This window comes from Nocardia sp. NPDC047654, assembly GCF_043205035.1.
GTDB lineage: Bacteria > Actinomycetota > Actinomycetes > Mycobacteriales > Mycobacteriaceae > Nocardia.
This window is the reverse complement of record NZ_JBIDDF010000018.1, coordinates 1-20,925: the sequence shown is the minus strand read 5'-3', so window position 1 is coordinate 20,925 and position 20,925 is coordinate 1. Positions and strand designations below refer to the sequence as shown.

General features: G+C 67.7%; 21 protein-coding genes. All 21 read left to right on the top strand.

Annotation, left to right across the window (positions count from 1 at the left end; all coding sequences use genetic code 11):
- The first annotated feature begins 6 nt into the window (after nt 1-6).
- Nucleotides 7-1,128: a threonine synthase gene (gene thrC, locus ACGF7Y_RS31145; RefSeq protein WP_393240313.1), complete on the top strand. Its 1,122-nt coding sequence runs from the start codon at nt 7-9 to the stop codon at nt 1,126-1,128.
- Nucleotides 1,129-1,153: 25 nt separating this feature from the next.
- Nucleotides 1,154-2,107 (top strand): homoserine kinase, encoded by a 954-nt coding sequence (thrB, locus tag ACGF7Y_RS31140; protein WP_393240085.1) that lies wholly within the window; start codon nt 1,154-1,156, stop codon nt 2,105-2,107.
- A gap of 328 nt (nt 2,108-2,435) precedes the next feature.
- Nucleotides 2,436-4,544, top strand: coding sequence for a transcription termination factor Rho (gene rho / locus ACGF7Y_RS31135; RefSeq protein WP_393240083.1), 2,109 nt, complete (start codon nt 2,436-2,438; stop codon nt 4,542-4,544).
- Nucleotides 4,545-4,578: 34 nt separating this feature from the next.
- Nucleotides 4,579-4,740 carry a hypothetical protein gene (locus ACGF7Y_RS31130; RefSeq protein ID WP_393240080.1) on the top strand — a complete coding sequence of 54 codons (162 nt, stop codon included), beginning with the start codon at nt 4,579-4,581 and terminating at the stop codon, nt 4,738-4,740.
- Nucleotides 4,741-5,164: 424 nt separating this feature from the next.
- Nucleotides 5,165-5,395: a 50S ribosomal protein L31 gene (gene rpmE, locus ACGF7Y_RS31125; protein ID WP_039796334.1), complete on the top strand. Its 231-nt coding sequence runs from the start codon at nt 5,165-5,167 to the stop codon at nt 5,393-5,395.
- Between the two features lie 81 nt (nt 5,396-5,476).
- On the top strand, nt 5,477-6,547 hold the full coding sequence (gene prfA / locus ACGF7Y_RS31120; protein WP_393240077.1) for a peptide chain release factor 1: 1,071 nt from the start codon (nt 5,477-5,479) through the stop codon (nt 6,545-6,547).
- A 25-nt stretch (nt 6,548-6,572) separates the two neighbouring features.
- Nucleotides 6,573-7,451, top strand: coding sequence for a peptide chain release factor N(5)-glutamine methyltransferase (prmC, locus tag ACGF7Y_RS31115; protein ID WP_393240074.1), 879 nt, complete (start codon nt 6,573-6,575; stop codon nt 7,449-7,451).
- Nucleotides 7,452-7,900: 449 nt separating this feature from the next.
- Entirely contained in the window at nt 7,901-8,572 is a 672-nt protein-coding gene (locus tag ACGF7Y_RS31110; RefSeq protein ID WP_357125988.1) for an L-threonylcarbamoyladenylate synthase, read from the top strand.
- Nucleotides 8,569-9,726 (top strand): glycosyltransferase family 4 protein, encoded by a 1,158-nt coding sequence (locus ACGF7Y_RS31105; protein ID WP_040865162.1) that lies wholly within the window; start codon nt 8,569-8,571, stop codon nt 9,724-9,726. The genes ACGF7Y_RS31110 and ACGF7Y_RS31105 overlap by 4 nt, the downstream gene beginning before the upstream one ends.
- Before the next feature lie 11 nt (nt 9,727-9,737).
- Nucleotides 9,738-10,193 (top strand): hypothetical protein, encoded by a 456-nt coding sequence (locus ACGF7Y_RS31100; RefSeq protein ID WP_040865163.1) that lies wholly within the window; start codon nt 9,738-9,740, stop codon nt 10,191-10,193.
- Between the two features lie 268 nt (nt 10,194-10,461).
- Nucleotides 10,462-11,310, top strand: a complete 849-nt coding sequence (gene atpB, locus ACGF7Y_RS31095) for a F0F1 ATP synthase subunit A (protein WP_393240070.1) — start codon at nt 10,462-10,464, stop codon at nt 11,308-11,310.
- Between the two features lie 78 nt (nt 11,311-11,388).
- Nucleotides 11,389-11,637, top strand: coding sequence for an ATP synthase F0 subunit C (locus ACGF7Y_RS31090; RefSeq protein ID WP_039796339.1), 249 nt, complete (start codon nt 11,389-11,391; stop codon nt 11,635-11,637).
- A gap of 5 nt (nt 11,638-11,642) precedes the next feature.
- The gene (locus tag ACGF7Y_RS31085; protein ID WP_393240067.1) at nt 11,643-12,203 is read left to right on the top strand and encodes a F0F1 ATP synthase subunit B; all 561 of its coding nucleotides are present in this window, start codon (nt 11,643-11,645) and stop codon (nt 12,201-12,203) included.
- A gap of 19 nt (nt 12,204-12,222) precedes the next feature.
- The gene (locus ACGF7Y_RS31080; RefSeq protein WP_393240064.1) at nt 12,223-13,032 is read left to right on the top strand and encodes a F0F1 ATP synthase subunit delta; all 810 of its coding nucleotides are present in this window, start codon (nt 12,223-12,225) and stop codon (nt 13,030-13,032) included.
- A gap of 54 nt (nt 13,033-13,086) precedes the next feature.
- Entirely contained in the window at nt 13,087-14,724 is a 1,638-nt protein-coding gene (gene atpA, locus ACGF7Y_RS31075; protein WP_063051797.1) for a F0F1 ATP synthase subunit alpha, read from the top strand.
- 132 nt (nt 14,725-14,856) lie between these two features.
- The gene (locus tag ACGF7Y_RS31070; RefSeq protein WP_357125956.1) at nt 14,857-15,828 is read left to right on the top strand and encodes a F0F1 ATP synthase subunit gamma; all 972 of its coding nucleotides are present in this window, start codon (nt 14,857-14,859) and stop codon (nt 15,826-15,828) included.
- 76 nt (nt 15,829-15,904) lie between these two features.
- Nucleotides 15,905-17,353 (top strand): F0F1 ATP synthase subunit beta, encoded by a 1,449-nt coding sequence (gene atpD / locus ACGF7Y_RS31065; RefSeq protein ID WP_159930782.1) that lies wholly within the window; start codon nt 15,905-15,907, stop codon nt 17,351-17,353.
- Between the two features lie 6 nt (nt 17,354-17,359).
- Nucleotides 17,360-17,737: a F0F1 ATP synthase subunit epsilon gene (locus ACGF7Y_RS31060; RefSeq protein WP_393240059.1), complete on the top strand. Its 378-nt coding sequence runs from the start codon at nt 17,360-17,362 to the stop codon at nt 17,735-17,737.
- A 259-nt stretch (nt 17,738-17,996) separates the two neighbouring features.
- On the top strand, nt 17,997-18,419 hold the full coding sequence (locus ACGF7Y_RS31055) for a DUF2550 domain-containing protein (RefSeq protein ID WP_084466922.1): 423 nt from the start codon (nt 17,997-17,999) through the stop codon (nt 18,417-18,419).
- Nucleotides 18,420-18,470: 51 nt separating this feature from the next.
- Nucleotides 18,471-19,052 (top strand): cob(I)yrinic acid a,c-diamide adenosyltransferase, encoded by a 582-nt coding sequence (locus ACGF7Y_RS31050; protein WP_393240056.1) that lies wholly within the window; start codon nt 18,471-18,473, stop codon nt 19,050-19,052.
- A gap of 216 nt (nt 19,053-19,268) precedes the next feature.
- Complete coding sequence (murA, locus tag ACGF7Y_RS31045; protein WP_040865172.1) at nt 19,269-20,528, top strand: UDP-N-acetylglucosamine 1-carboxyvinyltransferase; 1,260 nt, start codon at nt 19,269-19,271, stop codon at nt 20,526-20,528.
- Nucleotides 20,529-20,925: the final 397 nt, after the last annotated feature.

Below are 20,925 nucleotides of genomic sequence, written 5' to 3'. Positions count from 1 at the left end.
GACTCCATGAGGGGTGGCGGCCGGGAGCCGGGGGGCCGTACGACCGGCGTCGCGCCCCAGGCAGGAGTGCACTCCCGCTGGCCGGGCCTGATCGCGGCTTACCGCGACCGGCTCGCGGGCGCGGCCGACTGGGAGCCGGTCACGCTGTACGAGGGCGGTACGCCCTTGGTGCCCGCGCCGCACCTGTCCGAGATCACCGGGTGCGAGGTGTACCTCAAGGTCGAGGGCCTGAACCCGACCGGTTCGTTCAAGGACCGCGGCATGACGATGGCGATGACCGACGCCAAGTACCGCGGCCAGCAAGCGGTGCTGTGCGCGTCCACGGGCAACACCTCGGCATCCGCCGCGGCCTACGCCACCCGCGCGGGCATGAGCTGCGCCGTGCTGATCCCGCAGGGCAAGATCGCGATGGGCAAGCTGGCCCAGGCGGTCATGCTCGGCGCGAAGATCATCCAGGTGCAGGGCAACTTCGACGACTGCCTCGAACTCGCCCGCAAGGTCACCGCCGATTTCCCCAGCGTCGGCCTGGTGAACTCGGTGAACCCGGCGCGCATCGAGGGCCAGAAGACCGCGGCCTTCGAGATCTGCGACGTGCTCGGCAAGGCGCCCGACGTGCACGCCCTTCCCGTCGGCAACGCCGGCAACATCACCGCGTACTGGCGGGGCTACCGGGAGTACTACGCCGACGGCGTCACCGGCGGTTTGCCGCGCATGCTCGGCGTGCAGGCCGCGGGCGCAGCCCCGCTGGTCAACGGCGCACCGGTGAAGGACCCCGAGACCATCGCGACCGCGATCCGGATCGGCGCGCCCGCCTCCTGGAACGGCGCGGTCGAGGCCAAGGAGCAGTCCGGTGGCGCGTTCCGCGCCGCCACCGACGAGGAGATCCTCGACGCGTACCGCCTCGTCGCGGCCACCGAGGGCGTGTTCGTCGAGCCCGCGTCGGCCGCCAGCGTGGCCGGTGTGCTCGCCGCCCGCAAGGAGGGCTGGCTGGATTCCGGTCTCACCGTGGTCTGCACCGTGACCGGCAACGGCCTGAAGGATCCCGACACCGCGCTGTTGGGCCTGCCGCAGGTGCAGCCGGTCGCGGTCGACCCGGTCGCGGTCGCCGCCGAACTAGAGCTGGCCTGAGTTGAATTCGCGCGAGAGCCAGCTCATGAGCGCGACGCTGCCCGCCGGTCTGACCGTGACCGCGCGGGTACCCGCGTCCACCGCGAACCTCGGCCCCGGGTTCGACTCGCTCGGTATGGCATTGGGGATCTACGACGAGATCCAGGTGCGCACCACCGATTCCGGGCTAACCATCCGGGTCGAGGGCGAGGGCGCCGACGATGTCCCTTGGGGCCCTTCACATCTCGTTGTCCGCGCGATCGAGCGCGGGCTGGAGTCGGCCGGCGTGTGGGCCGACGGTCTCGATGTGGTGTGCCGCAACGTGATTCCGCATTCCCGCGGGCTGGGCTCCTCGGCCTCGGCGGTGGTCGGCGGACTCGCCGCGGGGTGCGCACTGGCCGCGAAGCTGGACCCGGCGCTGGCCACGTCGGCCGACCGAATGGTCCAGCTGGCCGCGGAATTCGAGGGTCATCCGGACAACGCGGCCGCCAGTGTGCTCGGCGGGATCGTGGTCTCGTGGACCGAGAGCGAGCGTCCCGCGGACGAGGCGCCGGGCACCGAATACCACGGTCGCGTCTACCGCGCGGTGCGGCTCGAGGCCAATCCCGCGCTGCGTCCGATCGTGCTGATCCCCGAGGAGCGCTCGTCCACCGCGCACACGCGCGGCCTGCTGCCCGACGTCGTGTCGCACGGCGACGCCGCGTTCAACGTCAGCCGCGCCGCGCTGGCCGTGGTGGCGCTGACGCAGCGTCCCGACCTGCTGATGCCGGCCACCTCGGACCGTCTGCACCAGGCCCAGCGTGCCCCCGCGCTACCGCTGACCACGGCCTGGATCACCCGCCTGCGCACGGCGGGGATCGCGGCCACCGTCTCCGGAGCGGGTCCGACCATCCTGGCCCTGGGTACCAGCGAATTTCCAGCGGAACTGCGCGAACTGGCGGCGGCCGACGGCCTGCGCGTGGTGGAGCCGGGAATCGCCGAAGGTGTCCTGGTCGACTGACGGCGAGTCTGTCTTGCCGAGATTCGCAATAGACAGCTATCCTGGGCAAGTCCGTACATCGTGCGCATCAGACGCCGGTGCTTCATCAGGGCAATCGCTCCAGCAGGCTCCAGGCTCGAGCCTCCAGGCCATGGGGGTGCTGCGTAGCTGCGCAACTGGAATGATCTCTCCCCACCTTTCACCAATGGTGGAGAAGCCGCCGGTCCGGCGGAGCAGGTGATACGGCACACAGCGCCCGGACGGACGCATCCCAGTCCGGCAGAATGCCCGGGCTGCGGGACGAACCCTCGAAACAGCACACGGCGATCGAGGGAAGGAAAGGATTTCCGTGACAGATACGGACCTGCTCGCGACACCCGGCGTGGAATCGAACCCGACGGGCGACCGCGAAAGTGAATCCGGACAGATTTCGAAGATGAGCGAACACACCGACGTCGCACGATCGGGGCTGACTGGAATGTTGTTGCCGCAATTGCGCGCGCTTGCGGGGGAGCTCGGTATCCGAGGCACCTCCGGGATGCGCAAGGGCGATCTCATCGCCGCCATCAAGGAGAATCAGGCCGCCGGAAGGGCGGCGGCAGCCAAGGCGGAGAAGCCCGCCAAGAGCGAGGCCAAGTCCGCGGTAACCGCCAAGGCCGACACCCCCGCGAAAGCCGATGCCCCCGCCAAGACCGCCGCTTCCGCGGCGCCGGCCAAGGCCGAGCAGGCGACCCTCGACGTGACGCCCGCGGCTTCGGCCGCGCCCACCGAGGCTCCCGCCCCGGCGAAGACGGCCCCCGCCGATTCCGCGCCCGCCGCCACGAACGCGGCCGAGTCGGCATCGTCCACGGCGACCGAGACCACCGAGGAGTCCGGCAGGGAGAGCGGCCAGCGCGGCCGTGGCCGGCAGCGCCGTGGCCGTGACCAGGCGCGATCGGCGAACGAGACCGCACCCGCCGAGACGCGTGCCGACGAATCGAAGCAGGACGCCGACCAGGGCGGCGAGCGTCGCCGCGAGCGTGGCCAGAGCGACCGTGGCCAGGGCGACCGTCAGAGTGACCGTGGCCAGGGCGACCGTCAGAGTGACCGTGGCCAGGGCGACCGTCAGAGCGAGCGCGGCCAGGGCGACCGTCAGAGTGACCGTGGCCAGGGCGAGCGTGGCCAGAGCCAGAACGGCAGCGCGGGCGGCCGCGGCGGTGACGACGAGGAAGGCGGTCGCGGACGGCGCGGACGCCGCTTCCGTGAGCGTCGTCGTGGGCGTGACCGCGAGACCGGTGGCGGCGAGGCCCGTGAGCTCGAGATCCGCGAGGACGACGTCCTCCAGCCGGTCGCGGGAATCCTCGACGTGCTGGACAACTACGCCTTCGTCCGCACGTCGGGTTACCTGGCCGGGCCGAACGACGTCTACGTGTCGATGAACCTGGTCCGCAAGAACGGCCTGCGCCGTGGTGACGCGATCACCGGCGCGGTGCGCGCTCCGCGCGACGGCGAACAGTCCAACCAGCGCCAGAAGTTCGATCCGCTGGTGCGACTGGACACGGTCAACGGCGGTGACGTCGAGGCGGCCAAGCGTCGTCCCGAATTCGGCAAGCTCACCCCGCTGTACCCGAACCAGCGCCTACGGCTGGAAACTCAGCCGAACAAGCTGACCACCCGTGTGATCGACCTGATCATGCCGATCGGCAAGGGCCAGCGCGCCCTGATCGTGTCGCCGCCGAAGGCGGGTAAGACCACGATCCTGCAGGACATCGCGAACGCGATCGCGACCAACAACCCCGAGGTCTACCTCATGGTGGTGCTGGTCGACGAGCGTCCAGAAGAGGTCACCGACATGCAGCGTTCGGTACGGGGCGAGGTCATCTCCTCGACCTTCGACCGTCCGCCGTCAGACCACACTTCGGTCGCCGAACTCGCCATCGAGCGCGCCAAGCGCCTGGTGGAGATGGGCAAGGACGTCGTCGTGCTGCTCGACTCGATCACCCGGCTCGGGCGCGCGTACAACAACTCCTCGCCCGCCTCGGGTCGAATCCTCTCCGGTGGTGTGGATTCCACCGCGCTGTATCCGCCCAAGCGGTTCCTCGGCGCGGCGCGCAACATCGAGAACGGCGGCTCGCTGACGATCATCGCCACCGCGATGGTGGAGACCGGGTCGACCGGTGACACGGTGATCTTCGAGGAGTTCAAGGGCACCGGTAACGCCGAGCTCAAGCTGGACCGCAAGATCGCGGAGCGGCGAGTGTTCCCCGCGGTGGACGTCAACCCGTCCGGTACCCGCAAGGACGAACTACTGCTCAACCCCGACGAGGCGGCGGTGTTGCACAAGCTGCGCCGCGTACTGTCCGGCCTGGACTCGCACCAGGCGATCGATCTGCTGATCGACCGTCTGAAGAAGTCCAAGAACAACCTCGAGTTCCTGATGCAGGTGAGCAAGACCGCGCCCGGCGCGCTCGACGAGTGAGCTGACCAGCTGTTCGGTCGAAAGGGTCCCGCTGATGCGGGACCCTTTCGGCGCTCCGGGGCCGAAGAACGCCACACCGATCGTGGCGGCGCCGCAGATCAGGAAGCTCATGACGAGCGCACACGTCCCCACCCCGGAGTTCGGCGCGGCGGACCCGGAAGCCCGGATGTACACGGCGTTCTCCGGCGCCGGGTAGGGCGTGCCTGCCGGGAGCGCGAACAAACCGACGGCGACCGCGAGAGTCAGCAGAACGAGGATCGCGGACGCGATTCGGATGTTCACCAGGTCTCCTTCCTGTCTCGGCGCGCCGATGTGCACCAGGTATGCAACTCTATGAACGAATTTGTTCACGTTCCTGAGTAGCGGACTACCCGACTTCAGGGTCCCGGAGGCGGCGCGGATTCGCGTGCCCGGACTTCCAGGGGCGGGAACGGTAGGGGATTACCTGGGCGGGAACAAACCACCCGCCGGGGGCGTTTTGGGAGCGTAACGGCAGTTCTGGCATACTGGACCGTCGTTGCGTCTGCTCAGGTGAGCAGAGCTCCCGCCTAGTCGGTTCCGGTTCACGCTCAGCGCTTGCGCGCGCGGGCGACCCGGCGACCACAATCGAGAGGACATCCATGAAGGCAGGAATTCACCCGACGTATGTCGACACCACGGTCGTCTGTGGTTGCGGCAACACCTTCCAGACTCGCAGCACCAAGGAGTCGGGACACATCACCGTCGAGGTCTGCTCGCAGTGCCACCCGTTCTACACCGGCAAGCAGAAGATCCTCGACACCGGTGGCCGCGTGGCCCGCTTCGAGGCCCGCTACGGCAAGCGTGCCGGCAAGAAGGCCGACGCCAAGTAGCTTCCTCGCCGACGCCCGGTCCTGCTGCGCAGGCCGGGCGTCGGTGTTTTGTAGGGACCGGCATCAGGAGAAGGAAGCACTGTGACGCAACCGTCCGCCATCGACGACATCCTGGCCGAGTACGCGGGCCTGGAGACGCAGCTGGCCGATCCGTCGCTGCACAACGATGCGGGCGCCGCGCGCCGGGTCGGCAAGCGGTTCGCCGAGCTCGCTCCGGTCATGGCCACCTATCGCAAGCTCGAGACCGCGCGCGACGATCTGTCCGCCGCACGGGAACTCGCCGCCGACGACTCCGCGTTCGCCGCGGAGGTCCCGGAGCTGGAACAACAGGTCGAGGAACTGGAACAGGCGCTCGCCGACCTGCTGGCCCCCCGCGACCCGCACGACGGCGACGACGTCGTGCTCGAGGTGAAGTCCGGGGAAGGCGGCGAGGAGTCCGCGCTGTTCGCCTCCGACCTGGCCCGCATGTACGTGCGGTATGCCGAGCGCCACGGCTGGAAGGTCGAGATCCTCGACGTCACCCTGTCCGACCTGGGCGGTTACAAAGAGGCGACGCTGTCGATCAAGAGCCGCGACGCGACGCGCGAGGGTGTCTGGTCGCGCTTCAAGTTCGAGGGCGGGGTGCACCGGGTGCAGCGCGTCCCGGTGACCGAATCGCAGGGCCGCATCCACACGTCGGCGGCGGGCGTGCTGATCTATCCGGAGCCCGAGGAGATCGAAGAGGTGCAGATCGACGAGTCGGATCTGCGCATCGACGTCTACCGCTCCTCCGGGAAGGGCGGTCAGGGCGTCAACACCACCGACTCCGCGGTGCGCATCACCCATCTGCCCTCCGGCATCGTCGTCACCTGCCAGAACGAGCGCTCCCAGTTGCAGAACAAGGCGCGCGCCATGCAGGTGCTCGCGGCGCGGTTGCAGGCGCTGGCGGAAGAACAGGCGGATCAGGAGGCGGCGGCGGGCCGCGCCAGCCAGATCCGCACGGTGGACCGCTCCGAGCGGATCCGCACCTACAACTTCCCGGAGAACCGGATCACCGACCATCGGATCGGTTTCAAGGCGCACAACCTCGACGCCGTGCTCGACGGGGATCTCGACGCGCTGCTGGACGCTCTCGGGAAGGCGGATCGGGAAGCACGTATGGCCGCGGAATAACCGTCTTTCGGGCAGAGTCGGTGCCATGTCTACGACCCGAGTCGCGCTGCGCCCCGTCATCAACGACGCCATCGAGACGTTACGGACCGCGGGGGTGCACAGCCCCCGCGCCGACGCCGAGCACTTGGCCGCGCACGTTCTCGGTGTGGAGCGAACCCGGCTGGCGCTGAGCCCGCTGGTGGCGCCGGACGAGCTGGACGCGTTCCGCGAGCTGGTCGCCCGTCGTGCGGAGCGAATCCCGTTGCAGCATCTGACCGGAACGGCCGTGATGGGCGCGCTCGACCTCGCGGTCGGCCCCGGCGTCTTCGTGCCGCGCCCGGAGACCGAGTTGTTGTACGCGTGGGCGCTGGCGCAATTGGAAGCGCTGCCGCACGATCACGCGCCGATCGTCGTCGATCTGTGCACCGGATCAGGAGCGCTCGCGCTGGCTGTCGCGCACGCGCGCCCCGACGCCGAGGTGCACGCCATCGAACTCGATCCCGCCGCACTGGTCTGGGCGCGGCGCAACGCCGACGACCGCATCGCCGCGGGTGATACCCCCATCACCCTCTACGCCGACGACGCCACCGATCCGGAACTGCTCACCGATCTGAACGGCCGGGTGGACATCGTGCTGTCCAACCCGCCCTACATCCCGGAGGGCGCTCGCCTCGACCCGGAGGTGGCCGAGCACGATCCGTCGGTCGCCCTGTTCGGCGGCCCGGACGGGCTGTCGGTCATCCGGGGGATGATCCCGAACATCACCAGGCTGCTGCGCCCCGGCGGCGCCACCGCCATCGAGCACGACGACACCAACGGCTCCGGCGTGGCCGCCCTCCTCACCGCCACCGGCGCCTTCACCGACGTCGTCGAACACCCGGACCTGGCGGGCAAACCTCGCTTCGTCGCCGCCACTCACACCTGACCCGCGCTGCGGGCGTCTGTCGCCGGAAACACATCCGAACCGGTCTGCTCCTTCCGCGCACCTACGCTGCCTACCGACCCGCTGCCCGCCGCGCTCGTTCACCTCAGGCCGGAGCGCCTCCGCTTTGCGGGCGCCTCGCGCGTTCGCACGGAAGCCGGAAGCGCTTCCGCATCCGAGACGCGAAGCCGACCGGACCGCGAGGGTGCGCGCTCGATCCAACCGCGGCTCCGGCACGGTTCGGAGCCGAAGTCATCCATCGACTGTGGTCGGACCCGGGTGCGGTGACCGCCGGCCGACTCGACGACTGATTTCGTGAGCACATGGGCAACTCGTCGGGCACACCCAGAACCTGCTCGGCGCGCCAGGCGAGACCTGACGCAGCTCCGTATCGGCCGACTAGTACGGCCTGAGTTCTCGGCCCAGCCGCCCAGCATGCCAGGATGGGTGCCGTGAGTACCGTCTACGACTGCGCGGATCCCGACTCGCGCGCCGCCGGACTGTCCGCAGCCACCAGCGCCCTGAAGTCCGGACGGTTGGTCGTGCTGCCCACCGACACCCTGTACGGGCTGGCCGCCGACGCGTTCGATGCCACCGCGGTGAGTTCGCTGCTCGCGGCCAAGCGTCGCGGCAGGGACATGCCCGTGCCGGTGCTCGTCGGTTCCTGGCACACCATCGACGGCCTGGTCTTCTCGGTGCGCCCGCAGGCGCGCGAGCTGATCCGGGCGTTCTGGCCCGGCGGCCTGAGTCTCGTTGTGCAGCAAGCGCCTTCGCTCGCCTGGGATCTCGGTGACACGCGTGGGACGGTGATGCTGCGGATGCCGCTGCACCCGGTCGCGCTGGAGCTGTTGCGTGAGGTCGGCCCGCTTGCGGTGTCGAGTGCCAATGTGTCCGGGCAGCCCCCGGCGAAGACCGCGCCCGAAGCCCGTGACCAGCTCGGTGAGCTGGTCGGCGTCTATCTCGACGGCGGCCCTGCCGAACACGCGGTGGCCTCCACCATCGTCGATCTGACCGCCGACCAGCCGCGCATCCTGCGCGTGGGCGCGGTGCCGGTCGCCGACATCGCCGAGGTGCTCGGCATGTCGCCGGAAGCGCTCAGCGGCGCCGCACAGCAGCGCGGATGATGGGTTCGAGTGCCGTCGTCCCGCTTCGGGAGCTGCTCGTCGTGCTGCTCATCTCCGCGGTGGTGACGTTCCTGGCCACCGGTGGGGTGCGGGTACTGGCGATCGGCTTCGGCGCGGTCGCCGTGCCCAGGGACCGGGACGTGCACGTCAAGCCGATTCCGCGGATGGGCGGCGTCGGCATGTACATCGGTGTGGTCGCCGCGGTGCTGTTCGCCCACCAGCTGCCCGCGCTGCGCAGCGGCTTCGACTACAAACCCGACATCCCGATCGCCGTGCTGGTGGCCGCCACGGTCATCGTGTTGGTCGGCATCGTCGACGATCGCTGGGGACTGGACGCGCTGACGAAGTTCGCCGGCCAGGTGACGGCGGCGGGTGTGATGGCCGTCATGGGATTGGGCTGGTACGTCATCTACAACCCGTTCAGCAACACCACGGTGGTGCTGGACGGCTTGCAGGGCGGGCTGGTCACCGTGGCGGTCACCGTCACCCTGGTCAACGCCATGAATTTCGTCGACGGTCTGGACGGCCTCGCGGCCGGTCTGGGTCTGATCGCGGCGCTGGCCGTCTTCGTGTTCTGCCTGGGACTGATGAACGAGCAGGGCGGCTCGGTGGACACCTACCCGCCGGCATTGCTGGCCGCCGCGCTCGCGGGTGGGTGCCTCGGATTCCTGCCGCACAATTTCCAGCCCGCGCGCATATTCATGGGCGACTCCGGCTCGATGCTGATCGGATTGATGCTTGCCGCGGTGTCGACCGGCGCGTCGGGGCGAATCCCGTTGCAGGGGTACGGCCCGCGCGACATCGTCGGTCTGCTTTCCCCGCTGCTGCTGGTCGGCGCGGTGATGTTCATTCCGGTGCTCGACCTGTTGCTCGCCATTGTGCGCCGGGTTCGCGCGGGCGTGAGTTTCTCGACGCCGGACAAAATGCACTTGCATCATCGCTTGCTGCAGATCGGCCATTCGCACCGCCGCGTGGTGTTGCTGATCTATTTGTGGGTCGGTGTGCTCGCCTTCGGCGCGGTCGGTACCTCGCTGATGGACCGCACGCTGGTCGTGTTGCTGATGGCGGGCGGGCTGGTTTTCGCCTTGGTGATCACCGCCATTCCGGGGCTGCGGCGTGGGGACCCGGCGGGTGACGGATCGGCGTCCGGGTAAAGTCGGCGGTTGTGAGCTTCACACCCCGACCCGTGCCCGGCCCCGACGCGCCGCTGCGGTCCGCGCTGCGCTACGGCCTGATCGGCTTGGGCGTGCTGGTTGTCCTGGCCGTCGCGCTGGGCGCCGCCGTCGCGGGTGGCTCCGGAGTGTGGGGCGCCGTGCTCGGCGCCGCGATCGGTGGCGGTTTCATCCTCACCACCGCGGCCGTCGTGCTGTTCGGCGCGAAGCTGCCGCCGAGTACCGCCGGCCTGATCATGCTGGTCAGCTGGGCGGGCAAGGTCCTGGTGGCGCTGATCGTCGTCGCGATCCTCCAGCGGTTCCACTTCTACGATCGCGTCGTGCTGTTCCTCACGGTGGTCGGAGCCCTGGTCATCGTGCTCGGCGCGGAGACGTACGGCGTTGTCCGGCAGAAGGTTCCGTACGTGACGACCACCGACCCGGACACCGCGTCCGGTACCCGGGAGTAACGAAAACACCCCACCCCCTACACGCTGTCGTAGATGACTTGGTAAAGTGTTGGTAAGCAAGCGACCAAGTCGGGGATCTGTGAGGGGTCACCGCCGAGATCCCCTGCATGGGCCGCTATGCTTACTGCCGTGCCGGGCTCCGAGGGTTTCCGGTTCTGCATGTCGACGAATGTCGCCGACACACGTACAGACGCCTGGTGGAAATCAAACCACCGCCCAGCTGCTGACGAACTTCGAGCCGACCTGAGTCGACCCAAATTGATCGTCAATGTCCGATCGAACCGCGGGAATGACCGTACCCGCGGCCCGAACACGGGAGAGAACGCTGAGCGTCACCACTCTGGCGGCCGAGTTCCACGCGCCGTCGCTTACCGACTTCTTCCCTCCAGCTGTGCTGTTCGAGGGAACGCCGTTCGAACTCGATCGATTGATGCTGATCCGCATTCTGATGACGGCCGTTCTCGCTGTCGTGATGGTGCTGGCATTCCGCTCGCCCCGGATCGTTCCGCGCGGCCTGCAGAATGTGGCCGAAATCGGCCTGGTCTTCGTCAAGGAGCAGATCTGTGACGAGGTCCTCGGCAAGGAATCGGGACGGAAGTTCTTCCCGCTGATCGCGACGATCTTCTTCACGGTCCTCTTTCTGAACTTCTCGGGTGTCGTTCCGGGGTTGAACATCTCGTCGAACGCCCGAATCGGCATGCCGCTGGTGCTGGCCGTCATCGCGTACCTGACGTTCAACTACGTCGGTATCAAGAAGTACGGATTCCTCAACTACATGCGCAGCAGCATCGTCGTTCCGAACGTTCCCGCCGCACTGCACGTGCTGCTGATTCCGATCGAGTTCGTCTCGACCTTCATCCTGCGTCCGTTCACGCTGACCGTCCGACTCATGGCGAACATGCTGGCCGGCCACATCATGCTCGTGCTGTTCTTCAGCGCGACCTGGTTCTTCCTGTTCGACGCCACTTCTTGGATGAAGGTGTTCTCGCCGTTCTCGCTGCTCGCGGGACTCGGATTCACCCTGTTCGAGCTGTTGGTCATCTTCCTGCAGGCCTACGTGTTTGCGCTGCTGACCGCCGTCTACATCGGGCTCGCACAGCACGCTGCCGACCACTGACCTGACCGACACAACTACCGGAAACCTGCTACACCACGCCGACCGGCGGGTGAGCAACAGAAAGGGAATGGAAGACTCATGAGCCTCGCTTACCTGGCCCAGGAAGCCGCCACCAACGAGAGCACCTTCAAGGGCCTGGGCGCCGTCGGCTACGGTCTCGCCGCGATCGGCCCCGGCATCGGCGTCGGCATCGTCGTCGGCAAGGCCATCGAGGGCATCGCGCGTCAGCCTGAGCTGCAGGGCACCATCCGTACCAACATGTTCCTCGGTATCGCGTTCACCGAGGCCCTGGCCCTCATCGGTCTCGTCGCCGGCTTCATTTTCTGATTCCGATGTACGAGTCAGTTTTGCTCGCGGCGGCGGAGGGAGAGGATGTGAATCCTCTCATCCCCGAAACGTACGACATCATCTGGTCGATCGTCTGCGTCATCATCATCGGGTTCTTGTTCTACAAGTACGTGATCCCGCGCCTGATGAAGACACTCGACGAGCGTTCCGAGAAGATCGAAGGCGGCATCGCTCGCGCGGAAGCCGCGCAGGAAGAAGCTCAGCTCACCCTGCAGCAGTACCAGCAGCAGCTGGCCGACGCCCGGCTCGAGGCCGCGCGCATCCGTGAGGACGCGCGTACCCAGGGCCAGGAGATCCTGGCCCAGATGCGCTCGGAGGCCCAGGCGGAAGCCGACCGCATCATCGCGGCGGGCCACACCCAGCTGGAAGCCCAGCGCCAGCAGATCCTGACCGAGCTGCGCCACGAAGTCGGCCGCACGGCCGTCGACCTGGCCGAGAAGATCATCGGGCAGTCGGTCTCGGACGAGGCCAAGCAGGCCGCCTCGATCGACCGTTTCCTCGACGAGCTCGACCAGACGGACGCAGGCATCGGGGTCGGAAGGTAACGACGCGAAAGTGAGAAGCATGTACGCAGCGAGCCGCGAGGCCAGTGCCCGGTCTCGGGAGGCGCTTCGGGCCGCTCTGACCGGAAGCGACAGTGCCGCGGCCACGACGGGCTCGGAACTGTTCGCCGTTGTCGCCGTGCTGGACGACCAGCGTTCGCTGCGTGTGGCGCTCGCGGACGTGTCGGTGCCGGGTTCCGCGCGTGCGGAACTCTGCGAGCGGGTCTTCGGCGGCAAGGTCAGCGCTGCCACGCTGGCAGTGCTGACCACCGCGGTGGCCGAGAACTGGTCGCGCACTTCCGATCTGGTGGACACCCTGGTGCTGCTCGGACAGGAGGCGTTGCTGGAGTCGGCGGCCCAGCGCGGCCGGATCGAAGCGGTCGAGGACGAGCTGTTCCGGCTCGGCCGGATCATCAGCGACAACCCCGAGTTGGAGCAGGCGCTGTCGGATCGGTCACAGCAGGCTTCGGCCAAGGGCGAGCTGATCCAAAGGCTGCTCGCCGGCAAGACGGAGCCCATCACCCTGACCCTGGCGGAGCAGGTGGTGACCAGGCAGCGGTCGGGCATCAGCGCCGCCTTCGACGAGCTGTCCGACCTCGCGGCGGGGCGCCGCGATCAGATCGTCGCGCACGTGCGCGCCGCGATCGGGCTCACCGAGCAGCAGCGCGACCGGCTTGCCGCCTCGCTGCGGCGCATCTACGGCAAGGCGACCACGGTGCACATCCAGGTCGACCCGAATCTGCTGAGCGGAGTCGTGGTGCGCGTCGGTGACGACGTGATCGACGGCAGCGCCATCGGCCGACTGGAGAAGATGCGCCGGGCCCTGACCTAGCGCGCTTCCACCACCCCCGACATTCCAGACCCAGACAGCGAGAGCAGGAAGAACATGGCGGAGCTGACGATCTCCTCCGACGAGATCCGTAGCGCGATCGAGAGCTACACCCAGAGCTACACCCCCGAGACCTCCATCGAAGAAGTCGGTGTGGTCACCGACACCAGCGACGGCATCGCGCACGTCAGCGGCCTGCCCTCGGCAATGGCCAACGAGCTGCTCGAGTTCCCGGGCGGCGTGCTCGGCGTCGCGCTGAACCTCGAGGACCGTGAGATCGGTGCCGTCATCCTCGGCGAGTTCGCCGAGATCGAGGAGGGCCAGGAGGTCCGCCGGACCGGTGACGTGCTCTCGGTCCCGGTCGGCGACAAGTTCCTCGGCCGCGTGGTGAACCCGCTGGGCCAGCCGATCGACGGCCTCGGCGAGATCGAGTCCGAGGAACAGCGCGTGCTCGAGCTGCAGGCCGCGACCGTGCTGGAGCGTCAGCCGGTCGAGGAGCCGCTGGCCACCGGCATCACCGCGATCGACGCGCTGACCGCCATCGGCCGCGGCCAGCGTCAGCTGATCATCGGCGACCGCAAGACCGGCAAGACCGCGGTCTGCATCGACGCGATCCTGAACCAGAAGGCCAACTGGGAGACCGGCGACCCGACCAAGCAGGTGCGCTGCATCTACGTCGCCATCGGCCAGAAGGGCTCCACCATCGCGGGCGTGAAGGCCGCGCTGGAGCAGCACGGCGCGCTGGAGTACACCACCATCGTCGCCGCCCCGGCCTCCGACTCCGCCGGCTTCAAGTGGCTGGCCCCCTACACCGGTTCGGCCATCGGCCAGCACTGGATGTACCAGGGCAAGCACGTGCTCATCGTGTTCGACGACCTGACCAAGCAGGCCGAGGCCTACCGCGCCATCTCGCTGCTGCTGCGTCGCCCGCCGGGCCGCGAGGCCTACCCGGGTGACGTCTTCTACCTGCACTCCCGGCTGCTGGAGCGTTGCGCGAAGCTGTCCGACGAGCTGGGCGCTGGCTCGATGACCGGTCTGCCGATCATCGAGACCAAGGCCAACGACATCTCGGCGTTCATCCCCACCAACGTCATCTCGATCACCGACGGCCAGGTGTTCCTCGAGTCCGACCTGTTCAACAAGGGCGTCCGCCCGGCGATCAACGTCGGTACCTCGGTCTCCCGCGTCGGTGGCGCCGCCCAGACCAAGGGCATGAAGAAGGTGGCGGGCTCGCTGCGTCTGGAACTGGCGCAGTACCGCGAGCTGGAGGCGTTCTCCGCGTTCGCCTCCGACCTCGACGCGGCCTCGCTGGCGCAGCTCGAGCGTGGCGCCCGCTGGGTCGAGCTGCTCAAGCAGGACCAGTACTCGCCGGTGCCGGTCGAGGACCAGATCATCTCGATCTACCTGGTCGACCGCGGCCACTACGACTCGATCCCGGTCGGTGACATCCGCCGCTTCAACGCCGAGCTGCTGGAGGAGCTGCACCGCAGCGCCGCCGACGCGTTCAAGGCCATCGAGGGCGGCAAGGTGCTCGACGGCGAGGCGGCCGAGCAGGTCGAGGCGGCCACCAAGAAGTTCCTGGGGACCTTCCTCACCTCCGACGGCACTCCCGTGGTGAACGAGGCCGAGGCGGGCCAGCTCGACCACGAAGAGGTCGAGTCGCTGTCGGTGACCCGCAAGCACGTCGAGAAGTAACGCGAGCCGGCAAATGCGCTATTCGATCCGCGGCATACGCGACGGGCACGAAGGAGGAAGCGTGCGCGACCTCCTCGTGCTCGGCGTATGCCGTCAATCCCACGCAGCGAATGAAGGGAGTGTGAACCGCTGATGGCAAGCTTGCGTGAATTGCGCTCCCGCATTCGTGGTGTGAATTCGATCAAGAAGATCACCAAGGCCCAAGAGCTGATCGCGACCTCGCGAATCTCCAAGGCTCAGGCCAGGGTCGCGGCCGCGAAGCCGTACGCGGAGGAGATCACCAAGGTCCTCAGCGAGCTGGCGAGCGCGTCGAAGAACCTCTCGCATCCGCTGCTGACCGAGCGCGCCAACCCGCGCCGGGCGGCCGTGCTGGTGATCACCAGTGACAGCGGCATGTGCGGTGGCTACAACTCGAACGTGCTCAAGCGCGCCGAAGAGCTGATGACCACCCTGCGTGACGAGGGCAAAGAGCCGGTGCTCTACGTGATGGGCAACAAGGGCCTGACCTACTACGCCTTCCGCAACCGCTCGTACGTGTCGGCGTGGACCGGGTTCTCGCAGCAGCCGAAGTACTCCGATGCTTCGTCCGCCTGCCACCACCTGGTCGACGCCTTCATGGCCGGCTCCGACGGAGCGGTGCCCGCTCCGAACGGGACGGGTGACATCGCCGGCGTCGATGAGCTGCACGTCGTGTACACCCGCTTCGTCTCGATGCTGACGCAGAGCCCTGAGGTGCGCCGTCTGGCGCCGATCCAGGTGAGCTACGTCGACGAGAATTTCGACCTGGGTGAGGACATCGTGTCGGATTCACCGACGGCGGACGTCCACGCGCAGTACGAATTCGAGCCCGACGCCGATGTGCTGCTGGCGGCGCTGCTGCCGAAGTATGTCAATACGCGCATCTACGCGTCGTTGCTCGAGGCAGCGGCATCCGAGTCAGCGGCTCGGCGCACCGCAATGAAGGCCGCCACCGACAACGCCAACGAACTCGCGAGTGTGCTCCAGCGCGAGGCCAACTCGGTGCGCCAGGCCCAGATCACGCAGGAAATCAGCGAAATCGTCGGCGGCGTGAACGCGCTGGCGTCGAGCTCGGACCGCGACTAAGCGCCACTCGCGGCCTGAGTGAAGGGCACGTAGGGCCCCCGAAGGCCGCACATCGACACGGAGAGAACCAACACCAATGACCGCAGCTGTCACCCAAGACAACACGAGCCGGACCGGCGGCGCCGCAGGTCGCGTCGTCCGGGTCATCGGCCCCGTCGTGGACGTCGAGTTCCCGCGCGGAGCCATTCCCGAGCTGTTCAACGCTCTGCACGCCGAGATCGCCCTGACCTCGGTGGCCAAGACCCTGACTCTGGAGGTCGCCCAGCACCTCGGCGACGGCATCGTGCGCACCATCTCGATGCAGCCGACCGACGGCCTGGTCCGCGGCGCCACCGTCACCGACACCGGCAAGCCGATCTCGGTGCCCGTCGGCGACGTGGTCAAGGGCCACGTCTTCAACGCGCTGGGCGACTGCCTGGACACCCCCGGCCTCGGCCGCGACGGCGAGCAGTGGGGCATCCACCGCAAGCCGCCGTCGTTCGACCAGCTCGAGGGCAAGACCGAGCTGCTCGAAACGGGTATCAAGGTCATCGACCTGCTCACCCCGTACGTGAAGGGTGGCAAGATCGGTCTGTTCGGTGGCGCCGGTGTCGGCAAGACCGTTCTGATCCAGGAGATGATCACCCGTATCGCGCGGGAGTTCTCCGGCACCTCCGTGTTCGCCGGTGTCGGTGAGCGCACCCGTGAGGGCACCGACCTGCACCTGGAGATGGAGGAGATGGGCGTCCTCCAGGACACCGCCCTCGTCTTCGGCCAGATGGACGAGCCGCCGGGCACCCGTATGCGCGTCGCCCTCTCGGCGCTGACCATGGCCGAGTACTTCCGCGACGTGCAGCACCAGGACGTGCTGCTGTTCATCGACAACATCTTCCGGTTCACCCAGGCCGGTTCCGAGGTGTCGACCCTGCTCGGCCGCATGCCCTCCGCCGTCGGTTACCAGCCCACGCTGGCCGACGAGATGGGTGAGCTGCAGGAGCGCATCACCTCGACCCGTGGTCGGTCCATCACCTCGCTGCAGGCCATCTACGTGCCCGCCGACGACTACACCGACCCGGCTCCGGCGACCACCTTCGCCCACCTCGACGCGACGACCGAGCTCTCCCGCCCGATCTCGCAGAAGGGCATCTACCCGGCCGTCGACCCGCTGACCTCGACCTCCCGCATCCTGGAGGCCTCGATCGTCGGCGACCGGCACTTCCGGGTGGCCAACGAGGTGAAGCGGATCCTGCAGAAGTACAAGGAACTGCAGGACATCATCGCCATCCTCGGTATGGACGAACTGTCCGAGGAGGACAAGGTCCTCGTCGGCCGCGCCCGTCGTCTGGAGAAGTTCCTCGGCCAGAACTTCATCGTGGCCGAGAAGTTCACCGGTCAGCCGGGTTCGGTCGTGCCGCTGGAGCAGACCATCGACGACTTCGACCGCGTCTGCAAGGGTGAGTTCGACAGCTACCCCGAACAGGCCTTCAACAGCTGCGGTGGTCTCGACGATGTCGAGAAGGCCGCCAAGAAGATCCTCGGAAAGTAGTCACCGATGGCGGAAATGTCAGTCGATCTCGTCGCGGTCGAACGATTGCTCTGGTCCGGCCAGGCGACGTTCGTCAGCGCGCAGACCACCGAGGGCCAGATCGGCATCATGGCCGGCCACGAACCGTTGCTCGGCCAGCTGGTCGAGGGCGGCACCGTGACGATCGTCGACACCGACGGTCAGCGGGTCGTCGCCGCGGTGCACGGCGGCTTCTTCTCGGTGACCGCGAACTCGGTTCGGGTGCTGGCCGAGTCGGCGGAATTCGCCGACGAGGTGGACGTCGAGGAGGCCCGCCGGGTGCTGGCCGACTCCGACGCCAGCGAAGAGCAGCAGAAGGCGGCTCAGGCCCGCGTGCGCGCGGTCGAACAGACGGCGAACGCGTAGTTACAACCTGTTTTCGAGCACGACTGCTGTCGGCGGTGAAGAATCCCTTCACCGCCGACAGCGTCTTTCAGGCGAGTCGGACACGGCCGGGCCATTTGTAAACTCGGTGCCGTGGTTGAATGACCGCACGCGGTGTGAACATCAGGCTCGCCGAGCGGCAGTCCGCGTCACCACGAAGGGCCTGCGAACACCCGCCAATCGAATGCCGTGTGGACCACACGGCGGCGTAGCGAAGGGACGAACAGCATTGCAAACCGGGATGGTTCTCCTGATCATTCTGGTGCTCACGCTCGTGTTCCTCGCGCTTGCCTCGACTTACCGCCTCATCATGTTGCGGCGCGGCGGAACCGCCGCGATCCTGCGTGTCCTGCCCGCCCGCGGCGGTCAAGGATGGCGCCACGGATTGATCCGCTACGACGAGGACCGTCTGGTCTTCTTCAAACTCACCAGCCTCAAACTCGGCCCGGACTCCGCCATTCGGCGGCAGGGCATCGAAATCGGTGATCGCCGGGGTCCGCGCGGCGACGAGTACGACATCATGACCGACGACATCGCCGTGATCGCGGTGTCGGACCGCTCGGGCGACTTCGAACTCGCCTTGGATCGCGATTCCCTGACCGCTTTCCTGTCCTGGGTGGAATCCCGCCCGTCCGACCGCACGCGGCGGATGCCGGGTCTGTAGCCCACGGCTCTCGGCGGACCCAGGTCCGGCGGCGCCCGCTAGGGTTGTGCTGTGAGCGTGCACTTGACCCGGATCTACACCCGGACCGGCGACGACGGGACCACGGGATTGAGCGACTTCTCCCGGGTCGCGAAGACCGACCCACGCTTGGTGGCCTACGCCGACTGCGATGAGACGAACGCCGCCATCGGTGTGGCGATCGCCCTCGGTGGGCCCGACGAGACGATGCTCGCGGTACTGCGGCAGATACAGAACGATTTGTTCGACGCAGGCGCGGACCTCTCCACACCCGTCGTGGCGGAGCCGAAGTACCCGCCGCTGCGGGTCACTCAGCCCTACATCGATCGGCTCGAAGCATGGTGCGACGAGTTCAACACCGCGTTGCCCGCGCTCGATTCGTTCATTCTGCCCGGCGGTACGCCGCTGGCTGCCCTGTTGCACACCGCCCGGACGGTCGCGCGCCGAGCGGAGCGCTCGGCGTGGGCGGCGATCGAGGCGCATCCGGAGGACACCGAGGTGCTGCCCGCCAAGTACCTCAATCGCCTCTCGGACCTGCTGTTCATCCTGAGCCGGGTGGCCAATCCCGGCGGCGATATCCTGTGGAAGCCCGGCGGGGAACCGCCGAGCGCCTGATCGCGTAGGACCGCAGGCGAGTACCCGGGCGATCACGGGGTATTGCCGGCAAGGCGTCGGGACCACCCCGTCGACCACAGAACACGCCCATCTCGCGGCACTCGCTCCAACGGCGAAAACGTCCGGAGGCGAGGGGAGTCGTGGAGAGGCGGCACCGTAGTGCGCCGCCCCAACTATCCTTGCACCAACAGTGCGCCGAATACGCGGAGAGGCGGCATGGAACGGTTTTTGGTTACCGGCGGAAATCGACTCGTCGGTGAGGTCACGGTGGGGGGCGCCAAGAACAGCGTCCTCAAACTGATGGCCGCTGCGCTGCTCGCCGAGGGCACCACCACGATCACGAACTGCCCGGACATCCTCGACGTGCCGCTGATGGGCGATGTGCTGCGCGGCCTCGGCTGCGACGTGGCCATCGACGGCGGGACGGTGTCGATCACCACGCCCGCCGAACCGAAGTACCACGCGGACTTCCCCGCGGTGACGCAGTTCCGCGCGTCGGTGTGCGTGCTGGGTCCGCTGATGGCGCGGTGCAAGCGCGCCGTCGTCGCACTGCCCGGCGGTGACGCCATCGGGTCCCGCCCGCTCGACATGCATCAGGCCGGCCTGCGCCTGCTCGGCGCGACCAGCGAAATCGAGCACGGTTGCGTGGTGGCCAAGGCCGACGAGCTGCAAGGCGCCCGGATTCGGCTCGACTTTCCCTCGGTCGGCGCGACCGAGAACATCCTCATGGCGGCGGTGCTGGCCGAGGGCGAGACGGTGATCGACAACGCCGCGCGCGAACCGGACATCGTCGACCTGTGCAACATGCTCGTCCGGATGGGGGCGCGGATCAGCGGCGCGGGCACCTCGGTGCTCACCATCCAGGGCGTCGAGCGTCTCGCGCCGACCACCCACCGCGTCATCGGTGACCGCATTGTGGCCGCGACGTGGGGCATCGCCGCCGCGATGACCCTCGGCGACATCCGCGTCACGGGCGTGAACCCCAAGCATCTGTCGCTGGTGCTCGACAAGCTGCGGTCCGCGGGGGCGCGCATCTCGTTCGAGCAGGACGGCTTCCGGGTGGTTCAGGCCGAGCGGCCGCGCGCGGTGAACTTCTCGACCCTGCCGTTCCCCGGTTTCCCGACCGACTTGCAGCCGATGGCCATCGGGCTGGCGTCCATCGCGGACGGAACCTCGATGATCACCGAGAACATCTTCGAGGCGCGCTTCCGGTTCGTGGAAGAGATGATCCGGCTCGGCGCCGACGCGCGCACCGATGGGCACCACGCGGTGGTGCGCGGGATTCCTCGGTTGTCGAGTGCTCCGGTGTGGTCCTCCGACATCCGGGCCGGCGCGGGTCTGGTCCTCGCGGGCTTGGTCGCCGACGGGACCACCGAAGTGCACGACGTCTTCCATATCGATCGCGGGTATCCGAATTTCGTCGAGCAGCTGCAGGAGCTGGGCGGCGATGTCACGCGCGTCGGCGCCGCGGATTGAGCGCTCGCGCCCATCCCGATGGGCGCGAGTTATCGATCGTTTCCCTGAAAACGCGTGATGACCAGGGGATTTGACATCGTGCACGCAGACACGTAACTTATTCCAAGTCAGAGCGACACGGACACCGACCCGGGGCCCAGGAGCTGAGCGGAAACGCTGAGCCGGAGGCCAGGGAAACGAGGTAGGACGAGGAGCGCCTGGCGATCACATGGCTCGGCCGCGACCCCAGTTTGCAACTGGGTTCACCACTGAGCTAAGCTGGAAAAGTTGCCTCACTGAAGTTCCGAGAATGTTCGGGGTGAATGTGTGTGCGTGTGTTCTTTGAGAACTCAATAGTGTGTCGATGAATGTCAGTGCCAAATGTTTTATTTGGTTCCGGCTCTTCACCCCCCGTGTG